The sequence below is a fragment of the Chlamydia gallinacea 08-1274/3 genome, from assembly GCF_000471025.2.
GTDB lineage: Bacteria > Chlamydiota > Chlamydiia > Chlamydiales > Chlamydiaceae > Chlamydia > Chlamydia gallinacea.
Genome location: NZ_CP015840.1, coordinates 46,935 through 68,733 on the forward strand (window position 1 = coordinate 46,935; position 21,799 = coordinate 68,733).

Consider the following 21,799-nt stretch of genomic DNA (forward strand, 5'->3'; position numbering starts at 1 on the left):
AAGAATAAATAAAACACCTGTAATGTGAAGTATAAGACAAACTATTGCAACTATAAAATACTTTGCTGTTAACTCTTTTGTATGCTACAGTGGTGTATTATCCTCTTTTACAAAGCATTTGCTTCCCCATAATGGTAAGCATCTCGTCGAGTATTCCATTTCTAGGAAACTAGTAAAATATGCCCATAGATATCACTTACTATACAACCCCCTTACTGGAAATTCTTTTAATTTGGTTAATCCTTAACTATTTATTAAAGTTCCTATGGGGAACACGAGCTATGGACGTTATTTTTGGTTTACTCGTTTTTCTTTGTCTATTCGTTTTAGCAGATAAACTTCATTTCCCCATCATTCGACGCTTAATGTTACATGTCGTTAATATAGCTGCTATTGTTGTTTTTATTATTTTCCAACCAGAAATACGCTTAGCTTTATCTCGTGTACGCTTTCCTGGAAAAAAATTTGCTATTGATTTGCAAGACCAATTTATTGATCATTTAACATCCTGTATTTACCAACTATCGGAAAGACAAATCGGAGCTCTCGTTGTTCTTGAAAATAAAAATTCCTTTGATGAATTTCTGAGCTTTTCCTCAGTAAAAATTAACGCAAACTTTTCAGAAGAGCTCCTAGAAACTATATTCGAACCTTCCTCCCCACTACATGATGGAGCAGTCATTCTCCGTGGAGACACCATTGCTTATGCACGTGTTGTTCTGCCTTTAGCCCATGATACTACACAATTATCCCGTTCTATGGGAACACGTCATCGAGCTGCTTTAGGTGCTAGCCAACGTACTGATGCATTAATTATCACTGTATCCGAAGAAAACGGTCAGGTTTCCTTATCTCGAGATGGAATTTTAACTCGTGGAGTGAAGATGGACCGGTTTAAGTCTGTACTTAGAAGTCTCCTTGCTCTTAAAGAACATAAACGCAAACCCTTTAGCTCATGGATCTGGAAAAAATGATCAATTTTTTTTCTCGTTTTTTCACTCGCAATTGGCTTAGAAAAATTGTTTCTTTAGGGTTTGCTATTATTATTTGGATTCTCGTAGGACAATCTGTAACCATTACTCGCACGTTAAATAATGTTTCCGTACGTATTGTAGATCTTTCTCCAGAACAAACAGTATTAGGCCTTAAAAGCAATGGGTTACTTGATAAAAAGGTCTCTATAACTATTACAGGAAATAAAAATACTGTTCATGATTTACGTCCCACGAATTTAGAAGTCGTCATTAGCGCTGCCGGTCATACAGAAAGTTGGATTGCCACTATTGATAAATACAACTTGGTAAGCTTAGATGAAGAAACCAATATCCGTAGAGATATCCAAAGTGTATCTGCCGATGATATTTTCATTCGCCTGACACAATACATTACTGAGGACATCACAGTAACAATCACCACTCCCGTGGGTAGTCCCCCTAAAGGATATGAATATCTTGATGTCTGGCCTAAATATCTTGTTCAAAAGGTCAGTGGACCAAAAGAATATGTCAATGCTTTAAAAGAACAAGGCTTAGAGCTCACCTTTAACTTAAATAAGGTGTCTTTCGAAGAGCTGGAAAGAAATCGTATTGCTCAAGGAAATCATGATGAAATTATTTTCCCTATTCCTAAAGAGTGGAAAAAAATTCTCATTCCGTTTGGCAATACAAATACCTATGAACAGTTAAATGATCCCCAAGCAGATTTTCTTCGTTTACTATTTCTGAAGCAAGAATTGATCCCTCTTAATCTGAATCTTCCTGTTTTACTTTTCTTTCCAGTAAAATATAGTCATATCTTTAACCCCTTGGCTTATCACTTAGAGCCTTCACCCCCTATTATCCTCAATCAAGGGATCTACCAAATCAACATTCCTTTATATGCTAAAGATGTCAGTAAACTTTTCTTAGATGTAGTAAAAAATAATATTGTCATAGCCATTGTTATGGCTCCTTCTCAGAGGAACAATTTCATGAATTGGGCTGTAGAATTTATAGATGAAAAAACTCTTGAAGACACCTATGTTCAGGCTATTCTTGCTCAAGAACATGGCGTCCTTCATGATTTTGCTTTAATTGATGAAACCAGTATACGACACCGATTTCGTGAGTACTTAAGAAAGCTTTCTTTATTTGGTAAAGATGGCTTGCCACTGCATTTGTTTCCTGAAGTTTCTCATAATAAAGTAATTATTCATTCAAAAGTTATTGAAAATACTAAATTTCATACAAAAGAAAAGTAAGGCATAAAATTTCTTAGAAGACTTAATCATGCTATTGTTAAAATCAATTTAACGAAAAAACACTTCTTAGAACAAATAAGAATCTTCCAAAATATTTAATTTCGTTCTAGTTTGGCTATCATAATGTTTACTATACTGCGTCACTTAAAAAAAACGATCGTTGATTTCTGTATTTATTTTTTAGGAACTTCTTCTATTTATATCTTTAAATTCTTTCCTCTCCCCTGGCTACAGTACTTAGGAAAAGTATTAGGTACAGCCGTTTTTTATATTGTTCCTAATTATCGAAAAACAGCGTTAACTAATCTTTCCCTAGCATTTCCTCAAAAACCTTTTTCAGAAAAGTATCTGCTTGCTAAGCAATCCATTCAACATGTGATGATTACCTTATTAGAACTATTAGCAGTAGAAGGTTTAGCTCATAAACTGGATGAATATATCTCCATAGCAACCTCGGATACACATCCCGAAGGTTTTTCTAACCATGAAGTCATCACTAAAGAAGAACTAGAAGAAACATTTACTGAATTAAAAAATAACCAGGGAATTATTCTCTTTTGTGGTCACCAGGCAAATTGGGAATTGCCTTTTCTTTATATTACCCGCGATTTCCCTGGACTAGCGTTTGCAAAGCCTATAAAAAATGTACGATTAAATAAGAAGATATTCTCATTACGAGAAATGTTTAAAGGCAAAATTGTCTCCCCGAAACAAGGAATTCCTAGTGCTCTTCAAGCCCTAAACAAAGGACACATTATCGGTATTGTAGGAGACCAGGCACTACTTATATCTTCTTATGCATATCCTCTATTTGGTCATGAAGCCTTTACAACAACGACTCCAGCATTATTGGCCTACAAAACAGGGAGACCTGTTATGGCTATATCCGTATGTCGTCAATCCAATGGCTATACAATTATTCCTAGTAAAAAGTTCTATGCTGATAAATCCCTACCTATTAAAGAATCCATACCTCTATTAATGAACAACCTAATGAGTTTCTTAGAAAAAGGAATCGCTTGTCGACCAGAACAATGGATGTGGATGCATAAGCGATGGAAAAAAAAACTTCATAACAAAATAAAAAAGAAATACGCCTACAGTTATATTCTTGTTATTCCCCCCAAATTCCTGGAAGAGAAACAAAGACAATTCCTGCACGACTTAAAGGATTTTTATTTAGGTGCCCAACTTACACTTGCTTTGCAAAAGCAACAGGCTCCCGCATACATAGAAGAAGTTTCCTCATCCTATAGCATACAACAATATCATACCCTCAAAGACTTAACTCGCATCCCTAATGTGTTTCATGCAGTTTTCGATCTTCAAGGACTGCCAAGAACTATACGCCAGCATTTTAAAAAAACGGGATCCCTAGCGATTTATACTCATAAAAAATTAGAAAAAAAATTAACTCATCCACAAGATCCTTTAATTAACGCATTACGCGGCATTCTTAGAACGCCTCAAAGACCAAAAGATTTTGTTTCTCCTTTTTCTTGATTTATTACACAATGCTTTCTTCTTGATTACTATAAAGTGTGCAATTCTTATGTGCTTAACAGAGTGCCTAGCATCTACATTTGAATATAGCTTACACTGCATGTGCTTTTGCGAAGAGAACTCAAAAAACAAACGTACCATAGCTTTGATTTCTGGCCTTATTCTCGGTTACTTAGCAATCATAGCCATGACAACCTTCGTCCTCATTTATATGGGAACTATTACGATTTCCAGCGACTTATGGGGAATCAAACCCTATATATTTACTCCTCTCCTACTCATTATCGCCCTAGTTGCCGCATCTTTATCCTCGGGATGTTTGAAAGCAAGGTACCATTTCCCAATATAAATGGACATTTTTTCAATATATTATCTTGAGGCAACAAAGATATCATTTACTGTGGTTAATGTAAGGTTATTGGTATCTCTCATTTGAGCACCACGACTTAAAACTAAAACCTTATCATAGTTAGATATAATCCCACGTTCAATACCATAAACACATGCTTGGTATCTCCATACAGCACGATCTGACTCATGAGTAATCATAGGATATACTCCCCATTCTAAAGCCAAACGATAGTATATAGTACGATTAGGCGTAACCGCAATAATAGGAAAACGAGGACGGTATTTGGAAAGAAAAATTGGTGATCCTCCTGTTTCTGTATACACGATAATAGCCTTAACTTGTGCCTTCTCTGCAATATGGATTCCTGATAAACCAATTGCTTGAAGGTAAGGGGATACCTTAACCGCACTACGCTCATCGTCAAAATTTAAAAACGCAGAGTAATCCAAGTTCTTTTCCGTCTCCTGGATTACGGAACGCATAATTTTTACAGAAGCCGTGGGATAATTCCCTGATGCTGTTTCTCCTGAAAGCATAACTGATGATGTCCCGTCATAAATTGCATTAGCAATATCAGAAACCTCGGCACGCGTGGGTAGCATATTACGAATCATGGATTCTAACATTTGGGTAGCAGTAATACAAAAACGCCCAGTTTCTCGCGACACCTTCGTCATCATTTTCTGTAAATTGGGGACTTCTACAACCGAAAGTTCAATTCCCAAATCTCCACGAGCCACCATAATGCCATCGCAACATTGAGCAATCTGAGAAAAATTCTCTACTCCCAAACGATTTTCAATTTTAGCAATAATGGGCATGTCAGGACGACCGTAATCCGCCAAACACTTCCGCATAATTTCAATATCTTCGGAGCAACGGACAAAAGAAGCAGCTATACAATCTACCCCTTGTTCCACACCAAACTTTAAATCTCGGATATCCTGATCCGTCATAAACGGAAGCGCTAGCTCAATACCTCGGATGCTTAATGACTTATACGACTTTAATTCTCCTGAATTCACAAATTCTAATTTTAAATAATCTTCATGAACTGAGGAAACGACAGCTTGGATATATCCATCATCAATTAATACCTCAGCCCCCTCTCGTACATAAGGAAAAACACCATGAGGATGCAAAGTAACTCCATCCTCTAGAGATCCTTCGACCTCTTTATTTACTAAAGTGATCTTTTGACCTCGAGAAACAGGAATTGGCTTAGAAATATTTCCTAGACGAATTTCAGGACCTTTCGTATCTAGCATAATAGCTAAAGGAACACCTTTTCTCTCTCGTAATTCTTTAAGAATACGGATCGTCTTTCCATGACTTTCATGATCCCCATGACTAAAATTTAGCCTAGCTACATTCATCCCCGCATCTAAAAGCTCTTCAAGCATTTCGGGAGTATCCGTTGCTGGTCCTATAGTACAAATTATTTTCGTCCTTATGATCATCGTATTCTTACTCCCGATCTCCAACTACTAAATTTCCTCTACTACAAGATAAGATATAGTAAAAACTTTATTCTATCCTGAGAACTCTAACCTCATCATGTACAATACATAAAGTACACTATTTAATGTTAATTTGTATGTTGAAATCCCTAATTTCTTACTCTTCTATAAACTTAGGAAATTCTAATAAGGGATTTTTTCTCTTTCTATAAAGTTCTAAGTACATCAAACTAATACTCTAACCTCTTTAACCACTCATGTCTCTATTATGAACATCAAACATCCCGTACGTATTTGTGGCATTACTGTTCGTAATCTCAAAAATATTTCTATAGAGTTCCTCCCAGGAGAAATTATTTTACTCACGGGAGTCTCAGGTTCTGGGAAATCTTCATTAGCATTTGATACAATTTATGCCGCAGGTAGAAAGAATTATGTATCTACACTTCCCGCATTTTTTGCCACTACCCTAGCAACTCTCCCTGATCCAGCTATAGAACATCTGGTTGGATTATCTCCCACAATCGCTGTGAAACAACAGCCATATTCTCATCACGTACATGCTACTGTAGGTTCTGCTACAGAATTATCTCAACATTTAGCTTTGTTATTCTCTTTGGATGGTGAAGCTCGTGACCCAAGTACAAAAAAAATTCTTCAGCTACAGAGTAAAGAAAAAATACTCACGATTGTAGAAAATCTTCCCAATAATACACAAATTACTCTACTTGCCCCTCTAAAAGACACAAGCATAGCCTCAATTCAAGAATGCATAAGACAAGGGTATACTAAAGTACGTATTCATGATAAGACGATTACTCCCATTTATCCCTTTCTTTCTCAACCCCTTGATGATAAAGCGCCTGTTGATATTGTCGTGGATACCTTAATAAAAAATGAAACAAATAAAGCACGTTTAAAAGTAAGCCTCCTTGCTGCCCTTAGCTTAGGAGAAGGACAGTGCCACTTAGTAACCCCGGATTATGAAGAAACCTTTTCTACACAAATCTATGTCCCAGAAACACAACGAACCTACACCCCTCTAACTCCACAAGCATTCTCCCCTCATAGCCTCCAAGGGCGCTGTTTATCTTGTCAAGGAACAGGAATCCTAGTAACTATCGATAATCCATCTCTTATTCAACAAAATCTATCAATTCGTGAAAATTGCTGCACATTAGCAGGCAACTGCTCAACCTATTTTTATCACACCCTATACCAAGCTCTTGCAGATACTCTGCACTTTAGTTTAGACACTCCCTGGAAAGATCTTTCTCAAGAAGTGCAACAAGCATTTTTATATGGCAAAGGTTACCTTGTTCTTCCCGTACGTCTATTTGACTCTACCCTGGGAAAAAAGATGCTTTCTCATAAACTCTGGAAAGGCATCCTTAATGATATCGGAGAAAAAGTCCGTTACTCTGCGAAACCCAAAGAGCATCTTCCCCCGGGGACCTCAGCATGCCCCTGCCCCACATGCCAAGGAAGTGGAATTGAAGAATATGCTTGTGCAGCAACATGGAAAGGAAAAACCTTTGTAGAATTCCAAAAAATGCCTTTAAATGATCTTTTCTACTTTCTTTCTACTGTACAAGGAGAATCGCAAGCGATTTCAGAAGTTTTAGATGGCTTACGCAATCGTCTCTCCCTTCTTATAGACTTGGGACTTCCTTATCTCACCTTAGACAGAACATTATCTACCCTCTCAGGAGGAGAACAAGAGCGCACAGTATTAGCAAAACACCTAGGAGCAGAATTATCCGGAATTACCTACATCTTAGACGAGCCTTCCATAGGGCTACATCCTCAAGATACACATAAACTCATTCGTGTGATTCAAAAACTCCGCAATCAGGGTAATTCTGTTCTGCTTGTAGAACATGATGAAAAGATGATTTCCTTTGTGGATCGTATTATTGATATTGGCCCTGGAGCAGGAATTTTTGGAGGAGAAGTCTTATTCAATGGTTCTCCCAAAGACTTTCTTCAGTCATGTCAATCTCTAACAGCAAAATACCTCCGTCAAGAACTCAAAATAGAAATTCCTCAAAAACGCCCTCCAACAACAGCACAGATTTCTTTGACTCATATAACAACAAACAACTTAAAAGATATTACGATTACCTTACCTTTAGAAAGAATCACAGCTGTCACCGGTGTATCAGGATCAGGAAAATCTTCATTGATCAATGATACTCTAGTCCCTGCTGTGGAAAACATAATTCAAGGAAATCCCTCTCCCTTCCTAACAATATCTGGAGGGAAAATCGAACGCTTAGTACATAGTACTCGTGACCTTCCTGGACGCTCACAACGCTCCATTCCTTTAACCTACATTAAAGCGTTCGATGAACTCAGAAATCTCTTTGCTCAACAAGCAAAAAGCAAACGCTTGGGATTAACCAAAGGACATTTTAGTTTTAACCTATCTCTAGGCTCATGCTCAGAATGTCAAGGGCTTGGCTCTATTGCTGTGTCAGAAGATCTCGTTCCTATCCCATGTAGCTTGTGCCAAGGGAAACGCTTCCAACCTCAAATTCTAGAAGTTCAGTATCAAGGGAAAAGTATTGCTGATATCTTAGAAATGACAGCATACGAAGCTGAAAAATTTTTCATCACTACCCCGAGTATACATGAAAAAATCCATGCCCTATGCATGTTAGGTCTTGATCATCTTCCCTTAGGTCGTCCCTTATCCAGCTTATCGGGAGGAGAAATCCAAAGGCTAAAACTTGCCTATGAACTCCTCTCCCCTGGTAAAAAACCTACCTTATATATTCTTGATGAGCCTACAACAGGCTTACACACCCATGACGTTCATTCGCTGATTCCTGTATTGCTTTCATTAACATACCAAGGACACACAGTCATACTGATCGAACACAACATGCATATGGTGAAAATTGCTGACCACATTCTTGAACTCGGCCCTGAAGGTGGAGAACGGGGAGGATATCTACTCGCCTCCTGTTCTCCCGAGGAATTGATTCACTTAGACACTCCCACAGCTAAAGCCTTACGACCCTATAGAAACAATACTCTGCAACTTTCTGAGCAACTACATCCTACTCCCGTGCCTTCCTTTCCTAAGGAAATCATCGTTCGCGATGCATATCATCATAATCTGAAACACATTGATGTCTCTATCCCTCGCAATTCTTTTACAATAATTTCAGGACCTTCGGCCTCAGGAAAGCACTCTTTAGTGTTTGATATTCTCTATGCCTCAGGAAATATTACTTATGCAGAGCTATTCCCTACATATATTCGGGAAGCATTAATTAAACAAACTCCCCTACCTCAAGTAAAAAGTGTGCGTGGATTATCTCCTGTTGTCGCGATAAAAAAAACAGGAATCAGAAAAAACTCAAGGCATTCTTTAGCTTCTTCTTTAGGTATTACAAAAAACCTAGAAAAACTTTTTTCTCTTTTAGGAAAACCACATTCTCCAGTGACAGGAGAAGCACTGATAAAAATTACTCCTCAAACAATTGTGGATCACCTGCTTGCGCATTACTTAAATTCTTATGTAACAATTACTTCCCCCCTATCTCCAGATGAAGACATTGATCTATCTCTAAAAACAAAACAAAAAGAGGGGTATTTAAAAGTATTTGCAAACAATACATGTTATGATCTTGAAGAGCCTCTTCCTCAAGTTCTCAAAGATCCAGCTATTGTAGTGCAACACATGAAAATCACTAAAAATCACATATCTTCATTGTTGTCCTCTATAACATTAGCCTTTTCTTTGTCTTCGACAATACGTTTGCATATTCACCATTCTCCACAAAAAACAGAAACTCTTTCTTACGCTTTAGGTTGGCAAGATTCACAGGGCGTACAGTATCCCCATATTACACATAAACACCTCTCTCGAGAACATAGAGAAGGCCAGTGCCCACAATGCCTAGGATCAGGAACAGTAGAAAAGCTCTCCTTCTTGGAACATAAAGAAAAAATCTGTGACTACACACCTCTTGATCTTTTTCATTATTTCTTTCCTGAAAGCTCTCCTCAGCCTGTCCTCCATCTACTTAAAACACTAAGAATTCCCAAACATAAAAAAATTAAAGATTTTTCCTCTTCAGAAGAGCAACAGTTATTTCTTAAGGAAAGCAACGATAGCTTAGAAAAGATCTTTTTAGATGCATGGCACCTAGATTCCTCATGCTCTTTACTACATCCCCTCATATCTTCTAAGACATGTCCTTCTTGCCATGGTTGGGGAATACACCCCTATGCTCAAGAAGTACGTATCCATACAGTTTCTCTTGTCCAAATTTACCAAGAGGACACACATTTTCTTAGGAAATTCCTCAGTACTATTGACGATCCTTCTGCACAACCCCTAGTACAAAAATTAACTATCTGCCTGAATTACATTGATAAAGTAGGGTTAAGCTACATTACCTTAAGCCAAGAACAACATACTCTCAGTGATGGGGAGTACTACCGTCTACACTTAGCAAAAAAAATCTCTACAAATCTCACGGATATTGTGTACTTATTAGAAAATCCCCTTTCTGGTCTTCATCCTCACGATTTCCCTATAATAGTCAATCTTCTCAAAGAGCTTGTTTCCAATCACAACACAGTAATCGCTACAGACTGCAATACAGAATCTCTATCCTACGCAGATCACACGATTACCTTAGGCCCTGGACCCGGACCACAAGGAGGCTACATAACCACATACCAACCTGTACCTATAGACTACTTTCCACTGGAATCTTCTACTACACCAGAAATTTTCTCTATAAACCTGTCTATTCATAATATTAACAACCTTCATGTCGAAGTTCCTGTGCAGAGAATCGTGGCGATTGCAGGAGTATCTGGATCAGGAAAAACCTCATTATTAGTAGAAGGTTTTTATAAACACGCGCAGCAACTCATCACTAAGGGAGCTTCTCCTTACTTCTCCCATGTTGTCCTTCTAGACTCGCATCCTATATCCTCTTTACAACGTTCAGATATCAGCACGTATTTCCATGTGGCTCCTCATTTGAGAAATTTCTATGCTTCTCTTACACAAGCCCAAGCATTAAATCTATCTCCTAGTATGTTTAGTACAAACACAAAACAAGGACAATGTTCTGATTGTTTAGGGTTAGGATACCACCTCATAGATCGTGCATTCTATGCATTAGAAAAACGTACATGTCCCACATGTTCAGGATACCGTATTCAACCGCTTACCCAAGAAGTGGTTTATGAAGGCATACACTTTGGAAAGCTCTTACAGCTTCCCATAGTTGAAGTAGCAAAAATGTTTGCTTTTCTTAAGAATATCCAAGCGCCTCTCCAAGCATTAATCCAAGGAGGACTTGGGTATCTCCCCTTGGGACAAAATCTTGCTTCTCTATCTCTTAGCGAAAAAATTTCTATAAAAATAACCAAGGCTCTCTACCTACCCCCGAAAAAACCCACATTATTTCTCTTAGACGAAGTCTCGACATCACTAGATAAGGACAAAAAGAATTCCTTATATAAGGTATTCCGTTCTTTAACATCTCAAGGCCACTCGATTATCTATATAGATCATGATCTCGAATTACTAAAACGGGCAGACTTCATCATTGAACTTGGACCTGGATCTGGGAAACATGGGGGAAATATTCTGTTTTCAGGTCATCCTAAAGACATAACAACAGCAACTGCATCTATATTAAAAACGTACCTAAGCTAAGTTATAAAGGACGTTCTTGTCTACACAGATGATAAGCTGCCTGATAGCTATCTCTTTCCTCATGGTTTCCTAAACAATGAGCAAAGACAAACTTCTGCAAGAGTAATATTTTTTGTTCTTGATAGCTTAAATTTGTATCCTGACTAGGCAATCCTAAAGCGCTGTATGCCCAACCAAGCAACGATTTTGGAGAAACAGAGTCATCAGAATATCCAGAAAAATGAATATAAGCTAACTGAGGATCTTCAGTAAGTGCTAGCCAACAACCATAAAAAATAAATGCATAACTACGGCTGTCTAGCCATTCATCTGTTGAGTAATTCCTAGATAAAAGATCACCTACCTTACGATCTTCTTTCAACCACAAATAAGCAAAAATTTCGTAGGGAAGCAGGTATTCTCTATACTGTTGGTCCGAAAGATACGGTACAAGTAAAGGGATAACGTTGAGTATCTGCTCTCCTTGCCCCTGGATTAACGCCTCTTTAGCAAAAAGATCAAACAAATAGACAATCAAAACAGAATCCAAATCTTCTACACGAGAAAAAATTTTCTTAGGTAGTTCACCATGGATCATGTCCTGTAACGCTAAAAGAAATACTAGCAATTTTTCCGGATGAATTTCTACTATGTCTTCAGACCTGGGGATATGCAATAAATTTTGACGTAATATCTCAGAATGCTCAACCACAAACTCCTTATCTCCAATTTCCATAGCAGAATATAAGATATCTGCAAGACCACGATAATCCTTTAAATCCCAAGACCTTTGAAACAACCCAGGTAGAAATGCAGTAAATCCTGACCAAAAACTCAGGAGCAACTCCATTTTAGATGACCGAAAATCTACAGGAGAAACATCTAAATTACAGAATAAAGTTGCTGAAATCTTTTCCTGCAGGCCACAGAAGAAATACTTTTCTTCTGCAGGTGCTATCGATTGGGGAGCAATATGGAGTACAAGAAGCATAAGCACTAAAGTTAACCGATGCCCACGATATAAAGCCTCCCGCAACCGATAAATAACATGATCACGAACACGAGAAATTTCTGAACACTGTGGGTACCGTTTTAACGCTAAAACTAAACTCTTAATTTCCTCATTATACTCTTTAAGTCGTTGATAAACCAAGGCCTTTCCTAAGTATTCTAGCGGAGCTACAGGACTGTGGTGTAAAACAGAAAATTCTTCAAGAGCTTCACTAAATCCCCGCGCATCACTTAAAGAAGATGCTTTTTCTAACTTAGCAATTCCTATCCGAAATTGGGCTTCATATCCCTCCCGACGGCCAGGAAAAGACTCAACAATTCTACGATAAAACGTAATCGCGTGGTCATATAACTTCTCATTAAGAAACGCATCAGGAACTGCCAAACAACTGACCTGTAAAGAACTACTGCTTTCCAAAACAGTAATCCCACTACAAAGATCAGCCATATCCTGGATAATCACCCCAATGCATCCTCCACGGCCCGGGAAATAATCCATATGTAGCATAACCACTGCATGATCAACAAGTAGAGACAAACGATGGTTTTGCCGTTCAAAAGCAAGAGAAAACTTTTGTTTTTCAGAAGGAACATGGTGGGAAGTCTTTTGAATTTCTAAACCATCTTTTACCAAAGATACAAAAAGGATATCATCACATAAATGCAACCAAAAACCGTAACCACGATAAAAATCCCGATAATTATTCTCCTCAAAAGGAGGGAGAAACATACCAAACCCTTCAATCAACCCCTTACGAGTTAAGGTATATTCCAAACGCACTTCTGAGAAACTTTCTATTTTCGATATCGCTAAGCTACACCACAATGCAGGTGATATCTTCAATGTAGGAAAATATTTTGATAGCAAAATTGGCTCATGAAATCTCCAGCAACTAGTATCTTGAATATGCAATATAACTTTAGGGAACCACGAGGGACTGCCTCGTAAATATTGTTCAATAGCTAATTTTAATTCCCGTACGGAAGAATAACGCTCTCTAGGATCTGCAGCTAGAGCTTTCATAACTACTTGTGATAGGAAAGGAGGTATCTCCCGATGAGGAGCAACATCCTCAGGGAAACTGATTCCTTGACGACGCATTGCCTTACCTTTTTTCGTGCGAAAAGGAAAAGATAGCGTCAGCATCTGATAAAGAATCACACCTAAAGCATAAATATCCGTTTTTTCTGAGGCAGGGGCTCCTGATAAACGCTCAGGAGCCATATAATCGGGAGTGCCAACAACTTTTCCTGGGACAGTCATGTTCCTAAAAGAAAAGTGATCTAAGGGAACATCGATATCCATACAGGGATCTTCCTTCATTTCTTTGAATACTGCGGCTCCCCAATCTAGGATAACAACTTCACTAAATAACCCCAGCAATACATTGTCAGGCTTTAAATCCCGATGAAGAATACCACGAGAATGCACATACTCTACTGTGGAACAAATTTTATGAAAAATAGAAAGTAAATTTTCTACAGAAGTTTGCTCAGCAAGTTCCTCAGATAAGGGATCATCTCCCCATGCCTTTTTCAAAAGGCTCTTTAATGTATACCCTTCAATATAAGGCATAGTATAATACACAGGGTCACGATCACTACAAATAGTAAAAACAGGAACAATCCCAGGATGGACAAGATCAGCAGCAATTTTGGCTTCTCTAAGAAAACGCTTTTTTAATAAAACATGACTAGAGAGGTCCTCACGTATTCTCTTTAAAGCTATCTTACGCGAGCATATAGAGTCGTAGGCTAAATATACCTCTCCCATACCTCCTTTACCAATCATTCTGATAATATCATAACGCTGCAAAGAGTCCTACCCCTCTTACCTTTCTCTTTATGAAAATGATGCTAACTTATTCAGAATGTTTTGCAATTCTACACGATAATTCTTCAAAGCTTCTTCTTTAGCATGCACAAGATCAGGATTTGCTCTCGTACGAAAACTTTCACTCGCTAATAAATTTGAAGCACTTTCTATAGCACTTTCTAAACGTTTTTTTTCTTTTTCTAAGCGACCTTTCTCCTTAACAAGGTGTTGAGAAGGGACAAACACACCTAAACGAATTGTGTCAACTACCCCAAAACTATACAGACGACCTTTAGGTTCCTCTTTTAACAACTCCACAGAAGATAAACCACCTAAAGCACACATAATAGGAACATAGACATCTATAGCTATCTCTGAGGGGCAAAGAACAAAAGCATCTAAGGATACCCGAGAATCTAACTGCATTTCTCCTCGAATATTCCTAATTGTATAGACAAGGCGTTCCGCAAGAGACCATGATTCCTGAAGATGATCAGGAAATGGAATCTTAATTTCCTTAGGGTAAGGAGAATACATATAGGAATCCCCTTGTAACATAGATAATGCATGACCCATAATTACATCGGAACTATTGGCTGGTAAGTCTCCAAGAGAATTTTTTACTTTTGCAAACAGAGTATCCGTAATAAAAGGTGCAATAGGATGCAATACCCCAAGTACATTCACTAATATAACTAATAATAACTTCTGCTTAGCTAAACGAGATTTTTCGCTGCCTCGTTTACCAAATAAAACAGGTTTGATGATTTCTATGTACGTCGAACAAAAATCATTTTTAAAGAACTCATATGCCATAGAAATCATCTTATCAAAAGCATAGGTAGTATAAGCAGATTCCAATTGTCTCAATAAACAATTAAACTTATCAATAATGACATAATCCTCTAACCCCAAATCTTGGGTATCTATACCTTGAGCAAGGTTATCCCCAGTAAGCTGAGAAATATGGCTAGTAATAAATCTTGCTCCATTCCATATCTTATTCGCGAAATTTTTATATTCCTCAAATAAACGATAATCTAAATCAATTTGCTCCCCACGATTAGCGCAAGAACATAAAGTCATGCGTACAGCATCAGCACCATAAGACGCAATCATCTCCAGAGGGTCTATCACATTGCCTTTAGACTTAGAAAGCTTTTCCCATTTAGCAACAACATCTTCAGGTAAAGCTTGCCCCAAATCATAAGCGCGTTTTTCTTCACCAGAAATGTACGTCCATTCTCCCAAAGCATTGTAACGTTTGTACGACTTCCCAAAAATCAGTCCGTGTAAAAATACATGAGAAAACGGTTGTTTTCCTACCATAGCACTACACAGCAAGACCATACGCGTTACCCAGAAAAATAAGATATCATGTCCTGTAACCAATAGCGCTGTAGGGTAAAACTTTTCAAAATCTTTAGAAGCGAGATCCGGCCAACCCAAACAAGTCAATGGCCATAACCCAGAAGAAAACCAAGTATCCAGAACATCAGGATCTTGATACCAAGAATCAGGATCCGCAGCTACTTCCTTTGGAATACCCTCGCCTTCATAACAAATCTTACGATTGGGATCCTCTTTATGATGCCACACAGGGATACGATGTCCCCACCACAACTGTCGGCTAATGCACCAATCTTTTAAATTATTTACCCAGGACAAATAATTTTTCGTAAACTCTGGGGGAAAAATCTTTATATCCTCATTACATACAAATTCTCTTAAAGAATCACGAAAATGATTTACAGCAATAAACCATTGCTTCGATAAATACGGCTCGATAACGGCCCCAGAACGATAAGAAACTCCTACGCGTAACTTATAGGGTTCTTTTTTCACAAACAGTCCTAAAGCATCTAATTCTAAAATAATCTTCTCACGAGCTTGTTCCCGACTTAAACCTGTAAATCGTTCTCCTTCCTCATTAATCTCTCCCGTAGGAGTGAAAATATTTACCATAGGCAACTGATGTTGTAGCCCTATACGATAATCATCCTTATCATGAGCTGGAGTTACTTTTACCGCTCCTGTTCCAAATGAAGGATCTACAGAAATATCACCAATAATAGGAATCTCCCGATGAACAAAAGGTAAGTAAACCTTAGAACCTAACAAATGAGCATACCGCGGATCCTCAGGAGAAACAGCAATAGCTGTATCTCCCAACAAAGTTTCAGGACGGGTTGTGGCTACAATAATCTCTTCATGACTATTGACTACGCGATAACGAATATAATAAAGCCAGCCATCTCTTTCCTCATACTCCACTTCATCATCAGCAAGAGCTGTTTGTAACATAGGATCCCAATTAACAAGATAATACCCTTGATAAATGTGCCCCTGATCAAATAAAACCTTAAACGCTTTTCTTACAGAACGATTAGCTAAAGGCTCCATTGTAAATCGCAAACGTGACCAGTCGCACGAGCAACCCAATTGACGTAATTGAGAAAGAATCACGGATTCACTTTTTTCTTTCCACTCCCAAACATGAGCCAAAAATTCTTCTCTAGAAAAATCTACACGACGCTTACCAAAGGAAGCATATAAATACCTTTCTACTATCGTCTGCGTAGCAATTCCCGCATGATCTGTACCAGGAACCCAACAAACTTCAAATCCTGACATTCGCTTATAACGAATAAGAATATCCTGAAGGGTATTCACAAGAGCATGCCCCATATGCAAAATGCCTGTAACATTAGGTGGAGGCATGATCACAGCATACGGAGGTTTGTTACTCTCACTATGAGATACAAACATGCCGGATGTTTCCCAAAAAGCATATAACTTCTCTTCTACTGTTTTAAAATCGTAAGCCTTGGGAAATTCATCCTCTTTCATATTCATATCCCTATCTTTAAAATACAGTTGATAGATAATGCTAATACTTAAGCAGCGCAGGTACCTACAGCAATGACCTCAGTCCAAATATGATGCCGCCTACTCACAATTTCTTTATCCTTACTCAATAAGGCGACCTTATAAGAAACAATACCCTGACGATTATAGTAATCATCACCTTTTAAACAATAAACGCGATACCCTGAAAGTTGACACACTTCATATGTTAATTTTTCTGTTTTCCCATCACCATAATAAATAGAAAGGTGCAAAGTGGCTGGCAACAACTTTTGCATCCGATAAGGCAAGTTCCAGGTAATAACTATCTGTTGACCAAATATTTCATCATGAGGGCCTTGCTCAATTCCTAATTGTGCCCCAGCCAGGTAATCATTATCTATGAACTCAGTAAAAGAAGATAACGATGGTTGGGAACAGGAAGATAAGCACAATACAGCAAATACTGAAAAAAGCAGTGCTGCAAGCCAAAAGATCCTAGAATAATAATAGCGCAAAAACAAAAGCAAAGAGTGCAAATGATTCAACTATCCCAATAGAAGCAAAAGATTTACCATAAATAGCTGAAGAACGCGCATAAGCTTGTATACCACTTACACAACATTTCCCCTGCATTATAGCAGATATTAATAAAGCTACGCCTACAGACACTCCCATAGCAATCGCCCCAATAGAAGAGACTTTACCATCTTTAACTCCATCACGGAGTAAGAGCATAAAAATTAATCCATAAATAGATTGAGATGACGGCATTGCTGATAATCCAATAATTTTTCCATGTCCTTCTTCAATTCGAGACATTACAGCATGCGAAGCAACCCCAGCCATGCCACAACCTATGGCACTACCAATCATTGCTAAACCCATGGCTAAAACAGGCCCCACCACCGATAAATCAATCATCTACGTACCCCTCTAATAACAAAAGACAAAATAAACTACTCTAACCATCTAATTTTATAGACCATGGGATTTTATCAAACCATAAAATTATTATCTAAATGAATCCCTAAGAATCTACAATATGACGACATACTTTTTTCCTTAACGGCCGAAGAAGCTTCCCTCCTCCATCAAAACTATAATGATACCATTCAATAAAATTTAATCTCAGGCCATGAATCACTCCCCCCATAATGGACAAAAGAATATTCACTGAATGGCCAAAAAGAATAATTAAACAACCAATTACTGGAGAAAACTCATAACTGATTTGCATGATGGTTGAGCCAACCATAGATCCTGCTAATCCTAAAGCATAAATACGCAAATAGGAAAGCACATCAGAAAACACTTGTATGATCGTAGTTACTTCATTAAGTCCTCGCCAACCATATTGGAATACAGCTCCTAGAACAGCAAGACCTATGCCCAAAAACATACCGTAATACCCAAGGGTCCCCCCTAGCTCATAGGGAATGCCAAATAAATAATGAACTAAAGAAACAGATTGCAAATACAAAGGAAGATATAAGTACGCCCCACACATAAACAACATCCACCCAATACCTGAGTAGCGCTGTTGCACATATCTTATCATTCCTAGCCCCATATGGAGCACACCTACAAACAACGCCAACTCCATGAGAATGTTATCTATAAATTTATCATAGACAACATAACGACCTACAATATCACCACTACCTTTTTCCGATGATAGTAAAAATTCTTCGGGTGTTGTCTTCTCTTTGAGCTCAGGATACTCATGAAGTAATTCTTTATACCCTTTAGGGTGCTTATCTAGATAATACGCAGATTTCTTTAGAGCTAACATATGCGTTAGAGAATACTTACGTAAGGGGCTCGTATAACTAATCGTCGTCCCAAAAAACGACGTTGTTGCAAATCCCCAGGCAATACACCCGATACCTAAAATAGAAAACATTTTTAAGAAGCGCGCTAAAGCTCTAGAACCTTTAAGAGCGCGGCGAGCCTTAGCGGTTATAAAAAATGAGGACACTAAAAATAAAAGACCATAACCCCCATCATTAACAATCATAGAAAAAAAGAGAGCAAACGAAACAAAGACCCATAAGGAAGGATCTTTGTCTGAAGACGCTGGGGTATCATATATATTCACAAGGTCCTCTCCGATACGACTGATCCCACTATTCTCTAAATATGTAGGAACAACCTCTTCAGGATGGGGAGCTACTTTATATAGGCATACATTATACTGATCACATAACTGTTGTAATTCATGTAAACGATTAGCAATTACCCAGCCAGTAATCGTAAATGCCTTACCATCAAACAATGCTTCGACACTATCTTCTACATGTTGTAATTGTAACTCATTATCATAGTTACATAAACCTTCTAAAACATTCTGACGATAGGCATATAACTCACAAATACGTGATTTTTTATAGCGAATATCCTTCAACAGACTGGCTTCTTGCACCTGCAATTCATTAACAGAGTGCTGAGCATCAATTTCCGTAAAATCCTCTTTTGACAGGCTGACAATCCCTATAACAGCATAATAATCAAAATTATATGATGTAGATAAATAGAAAACATTGGATTGGTCGACTTCTAAAGGCTGTCCATCAACATGCTTTCTATAGAAAAATCGTATGGTTAAACCTGTTTTTCTCGTAAATTCAATAATATCATTTGATGAAAACTGTCCAAGAGGCTTTACACGTATGATTTCTTTCTTTAAAGCCTTGTAACTCTCCGTTAAAGCAAGAATTTCCTGATGTAAAGTAATCACTTCGTCTAGAATTTCTTCTACAGTAAGATCTTCGACCTTGGGCGCTACTAAATCGTCTGAGACCTCGCCATCTAATAAATTTAAAATTTTTAAACATTCAGAAAAACGATGTAACTTTTCTGAAGCAATTAATTTTTTATTAGAAATAAATTCTACAATTCCGAGCTCTCTACAAGCAGAAAAAAATGCTGAAGAATTCTTACCTATAAAAAGATACTTATTTACATCTATGCGCATTCGGAGGCCTCCTTACGCTGTTGTATCTTTTTCTTAGCCACTTTTACTTGACCAATATCGGTAATACTGCGGTCACTTAAAAAAATAGCGATTTTTTTAATTATTTGTGTTGTTTCGGGAATAAGTTTTTTTTCAAAAAGATTCACACGAATCGATACATTTCTTAATTCTTCTTGTAAAATTCTTTGCCTTTCTAAAGCCACTTCAGAACGCACTTTATTCACTACAAATTCTCGAGCAGATGAAACCACAGTATCAATCCAAATTGGCGTGTCCAGCACAGAATAAGAAAATTCCGACAAAACGATATTTTTAATTACAGGGACCTCTACCCCCGTAATATTTTCATAATCCTTATCAACTTTCTCAATCTTAAAGCTATTAATCACAGCATCAACATAAAGAGGAATGCTAAATAATTCAGCAAAAGCATAAATGCGTTCTCGAGATTCTTGATATATCTGCAACCAATGGCTTGCCTCACGTGCAGCATTAGCAACTTCTACTTGTAATAATGACATTTTTAATTTCAATGTAGGTAAGTAGGTTTCTAAACGAGCAAGCTTTAACTTTTCTAAGCGATATGAATTTTTCGTAAACTTTATCTGTGAAGACATGATTTGGGCCAATACTTATTAATCAACTGTTCTTTAATGCCAACCTCTTCAGAATGAAAACTTTGCGCTAGAATTTTCCAACCAATATCCAATGCTTCTTCCAAAGGAATATTTACCTCCAAGCTCATGAGTCGTGTTTCAAATAATTTCGAAAATTCCAATAGCTTCTTATCCCAATTAGATAACTTAAAGCCCATAGACATTCTCTCAGATGCTTTACGGGAATCTGCATATAAACGAATTAACGCGTTAGCGAGATCCCCGTGATCTTCTCGAGTTACCTTCCCAATAACGAGTTGCTTCAATCGTGATAACGAACCAAAGGGATCAATACGATTATTTTTCAAATAAAACTGTCCTTCAGTAATGAATCCTGTATTATCAGGAATGGGGTGGGTAATATCATCTCCTGGCATAGTTGTAACACTAATAATCGTAATGGATCCTCCATTAGCAATGTCTACTGCTTTTTCATAACGTAAAGCAAGATCCGAATATAATGACCCCGGATATCCACGATTTGCTGGAATTTGATCCATGGTAATAGAAATTTCCTTTAACGCATCTGCAAAAGCCGTCATATCTGTAAGTAACACCAAAACATTCTTGTTATGGTTTACAGCAAACTTTTCAGCACATGCTAAAGCCATGTCAGGAATTAACATACATTCCACAGGTGCATCAACAGCCTTGTGAATAAACATCACACACTTACTTGCAAAGCCTAGCCTTTTAGATTCCTCAACAAAAAAGTTGTAATCAACAAAAGTTAAACCCATGCCACCAATAATGACAATATCAGCATCCGTTTGTGCTGCAATACGCATTAATAACGCATTATGTTTCTCTCCAGAAGAGGAGAAAATAGGAATTTTTTGCGATTTCACTAAACAATTAAATACATCAATCATCGGGATATTAGTGCGCACCATATCTCTAGGAACTACACGACGCACAGGATTAAACGTTGGTGTAGCAATTTGAATAGGATCACCAAAGCTCTCACCTTCACCATCAATAGGTTTCCCAATACCATTCAATCGTCTGCCTAGTAAGGAATCCCCAAAAACAACCTCCATAGGACGACCTAGGAACGTCACACGGTCCCCTGTAGATAATCCTGAAGTCCCTCCGAACACCTGAAGAGTAACTTTTTTGGAATCAAAACGCAGAACAGAAGCATAAGAAGATCGCCCATCCATTTGTTCAATTTCTGCTAATTCCCCTAAACAAGCACCTTCAGCTTCTACGGTGATTAAATTCCCTTTAATATCAGTAATTTTTGTATATATTGTCTGCATAATTC

13 protein-coding genes are annotated in these 21,799 nt (G+C 37.8%); 5 read left to right on the plus strand and 8 right to left on the minus strand.

Annotated elements, in window-relative coordinates; genetic code table 11:
- Positions 1–179: 179 nt before the first annotated feature.
- The 4 genes from cdaA (at position 180) to M787_RS04785 (ending at position 4,091) form a co-directional block, all read left to right on the plus strand.
- A complete protein-coding gene (gene cdaA / locus M787_RS00225) occupies positions 180–974 on the plus strand; it encodes a diadenylate cyclase CdaA (RefSeq protein ID WP_021828461.1) in 795 nt (264 codons plus the stop codon).
- Entirely contained in the window at positions 956–2,239 is a 1,284-nt protein-coding gene (locus M787_RS00230; protein WP_034734810.1) for a CdaR family protein, read from the plus strand. Before cdaA ends, M787_RS00230 begins: the two co-directional genes overlap by 19 nt.
- A 123-nt stretch (positions 2,240–2,362) precedes the next feature.
- Entirely contained in the window at positions 2,363–3,742 is a 1,380-nt protein-coding gene (locus M787_RS00235) for an LpxL/LpxP family acyltransferase (protein ID WP_021828463.1), read from the plus strand.
- Between the two features lie 49 nt (positions 3,743–3,791).
- On the plus strand, positions 3,792–4,091 hold the full coding sequence (locus M787_RS04785; RefSeq protein WP_077974838.1) for a hypothetical protein: 300 nt from the start codon (positions 3,792–3,794) through the stop codon (positions 4,089–4,091).
- A gap of 20 nt (positions 4,092–4,111) precedes the next feature.
- On the opposite strand, the gene pyk is transcribed toward M787_RS04785, so the two are convergent.
- On the minus strand, positions 4,112–5,554 hold the full coding sequence (gene pyk, locus M787_RS00240) for a pyruvate kinase (protein ID WP_021828464.1): 1,443 nt from the start codon (positions 5,552–5,554) through the stop codon (positions 4,112–4,114).
- A 268-nt stretch (positions 5,555–5,822) separates the two neighbouring features.
- Between pyk and uvrA the strand changes: the two genes are divergently transcribed.
- Complete coding sequence (gene uvrA, locus M787_RS00245) at positions 5,823–11,246, plus strand: excinuclease ABC subunit UvrA (RefSeq protein ID WP_021828465.1); 5,424 nt, start codon at positions 5,823–5,825, stop codon at positions 11,244–11,246.
- Position 11,247: 1 nt separating this feature from the next.
- Here the strand turns inward: uvrA and pknD are convergent, their stop codons facing one another.
- The 7 genes from pknD to M787_RS00280 form a co-directional block, all read right to left on the minus strand.
- Complete coding sequence (gene pknD / locus M787_RS00250; RefSeq protein ID WP_021828466.1) at positions 11,248–14,052, minus strand: serine/threonine-protein kinase PknD; 2,805 nt, start codon at positions 14,050–14,052, stop codon at positions 11,248–11,250.
- Between the two features lie 27 nt (positions 14,053–14,079).
- The gene (locus tag M787_RS00255) at positions 14,080–16,902 is read right to left on the minus strand and encodes a valine--tRNA ligase (protein ID WP_021828467.1); all 2,823 of its coding nucleotides are present in this window, start codon (positions 16,900–16,902) and stop codon (positions 14,080–14,082) included.
- A 47-nt stretch (positions 16,903–16,949) separates the two neighbouring features.
- A complete protein-coding gene (locus M787_RS00260) occupies positions 16,950–17,438 on the minus strand; it encodes a hypothetical protein (protein ID WP_034734804.1) in 489 nt (162 codons plus the stop codon).
- Positions 17,398–17,823, minus strand: coding sequence for an ATP synthase subunit C (locus M787_RS00265; protein WP_021828469.1), 426 nt, complete (start codon positions 17,821–17,823; stop codon positions 17,398–17,400). The genes M787_RS00260 and M787_RS00265 overlap by 41 nt, the downstream gene beginning before the upstream one ends.
- Positions 17,824–17,929: 106 nt before the next feature.
- Positions 17,930–19,876 (minus strand): V-type ATP synthase subunit I, encoded by a 1,947-nt coding sequence (locus M787_RS00270; RefSeq protein ID WP_021828470.1) that lies wholly within the window; start codon positions 19,874–19,876, stop codon positions 17,930–17,932.
- A complete protein-coding gene (locus M787_RS00275; protein WP_021828471.1) occupies positions 19,867–20,493 on the minus strand; it encodes a V-type ATP synthase subunit D in 627 nt (208 codons plus the stop codon). The genes M787_RS00270 and M787_RS00275 overlap by 10 nt, the downstream gene beginning before the upstream one ends.
- A complete protein-coding gene (locus M787_RS00280; RefSeq protein ID WP_021828472.1) occupies positions 20,478–21,794 on the minus strand; it encodes a V-type ATP synthase subunit B in 1,317 nt (438 codons plus the stop codon). The genes M787_RS00275 and M787_RS00280 overlap by 16 nt, the downstream gene beginning before the upstream one ends.
- Positions 21,795–21,799 lie beyond the last annotated feature (5 nt).

What these genes read in the sequence shown, in the direction of transcription:
- M787_RS00255 (WP_021828467.1), bottom strand. Translation starts at nt 16,902, where the DNA reads ATGAAAGAGGATGAATTTCCCAAGGCTTACGATTTTAAAACAGTAGAA.
- uvrA (WP_021828465.1), top strand. Translation starts at nt 5,823, where the DNA reads ATGAACATCAAACATCCCGTACGTATTTGTGGCATTACTGTTCGTAAT.
- M787_RS00280 (WP_021828472.1), bottom strand. Translation starts at nt 21,794, where the DNA reads ATGCAGACAATATATACAAAAATTACTGATATTAAAGGGAATTTAATC.
- M787_RS04785 (WP_077974838.1), top strand. Translation starts at nt 3,792, where the DNA reads ATGTGCTTAACAGAGTGCCTAGCATCTACATTTGAATATAGCTTACAC.
- M787_RS00230 (WP_034734810.1), top strand. Translation starts at nt 956, where the DNA reads ATGGATCTGGAAAAAATGATCAATTTTTTTTCTCGTTTTTTCACTCGC.
- M787_RS00270 (WP_021828470.1), bottom strand. Translation starts at nt 19,876, where the DNA reads ATGCGCATAGATGTAAATAAGTATCTTTTTATAGGTAAGAATTCTTCA.
- M787_RS00275 (WP_021828471.1), bottom strand. Translation starts at nt 20,493, where the DNA reads ATGTCTTCACAGATAAAGTTTACGAAAAATTCATATCGCTTAGAAAAG.
- pyk (WP_021828464.1), bottom strand. Translation starts at nt 5,554, where the DNA reads ATGATCATAAGGACGAAAATAATTTGTACTATAGGACCAGCAACGGAT.
- cdaA (WP_021828461.1), top strand. Translation starts at nt 180, where the DNA reads ATGCCCATAGATATCACTTACTATACAACCCCCTTACTGGAAATTCTT.
- M787_RS00235 (WP_021828463.1), top strand. Translation starts at nt 2,363, where the DNA reads ATGTTTACTATACTGCGTCACTTAAAAAAAACGATCGTTGATTTCTGT.
- M787_RS00265 (WP_021828469.1), bottom strand. Translation starts at nt 17,823, where the DNA reads ATGATTGATTTATCGGTGGTGGGGCCTGTTTTAGCCATGGGTTTAGCA.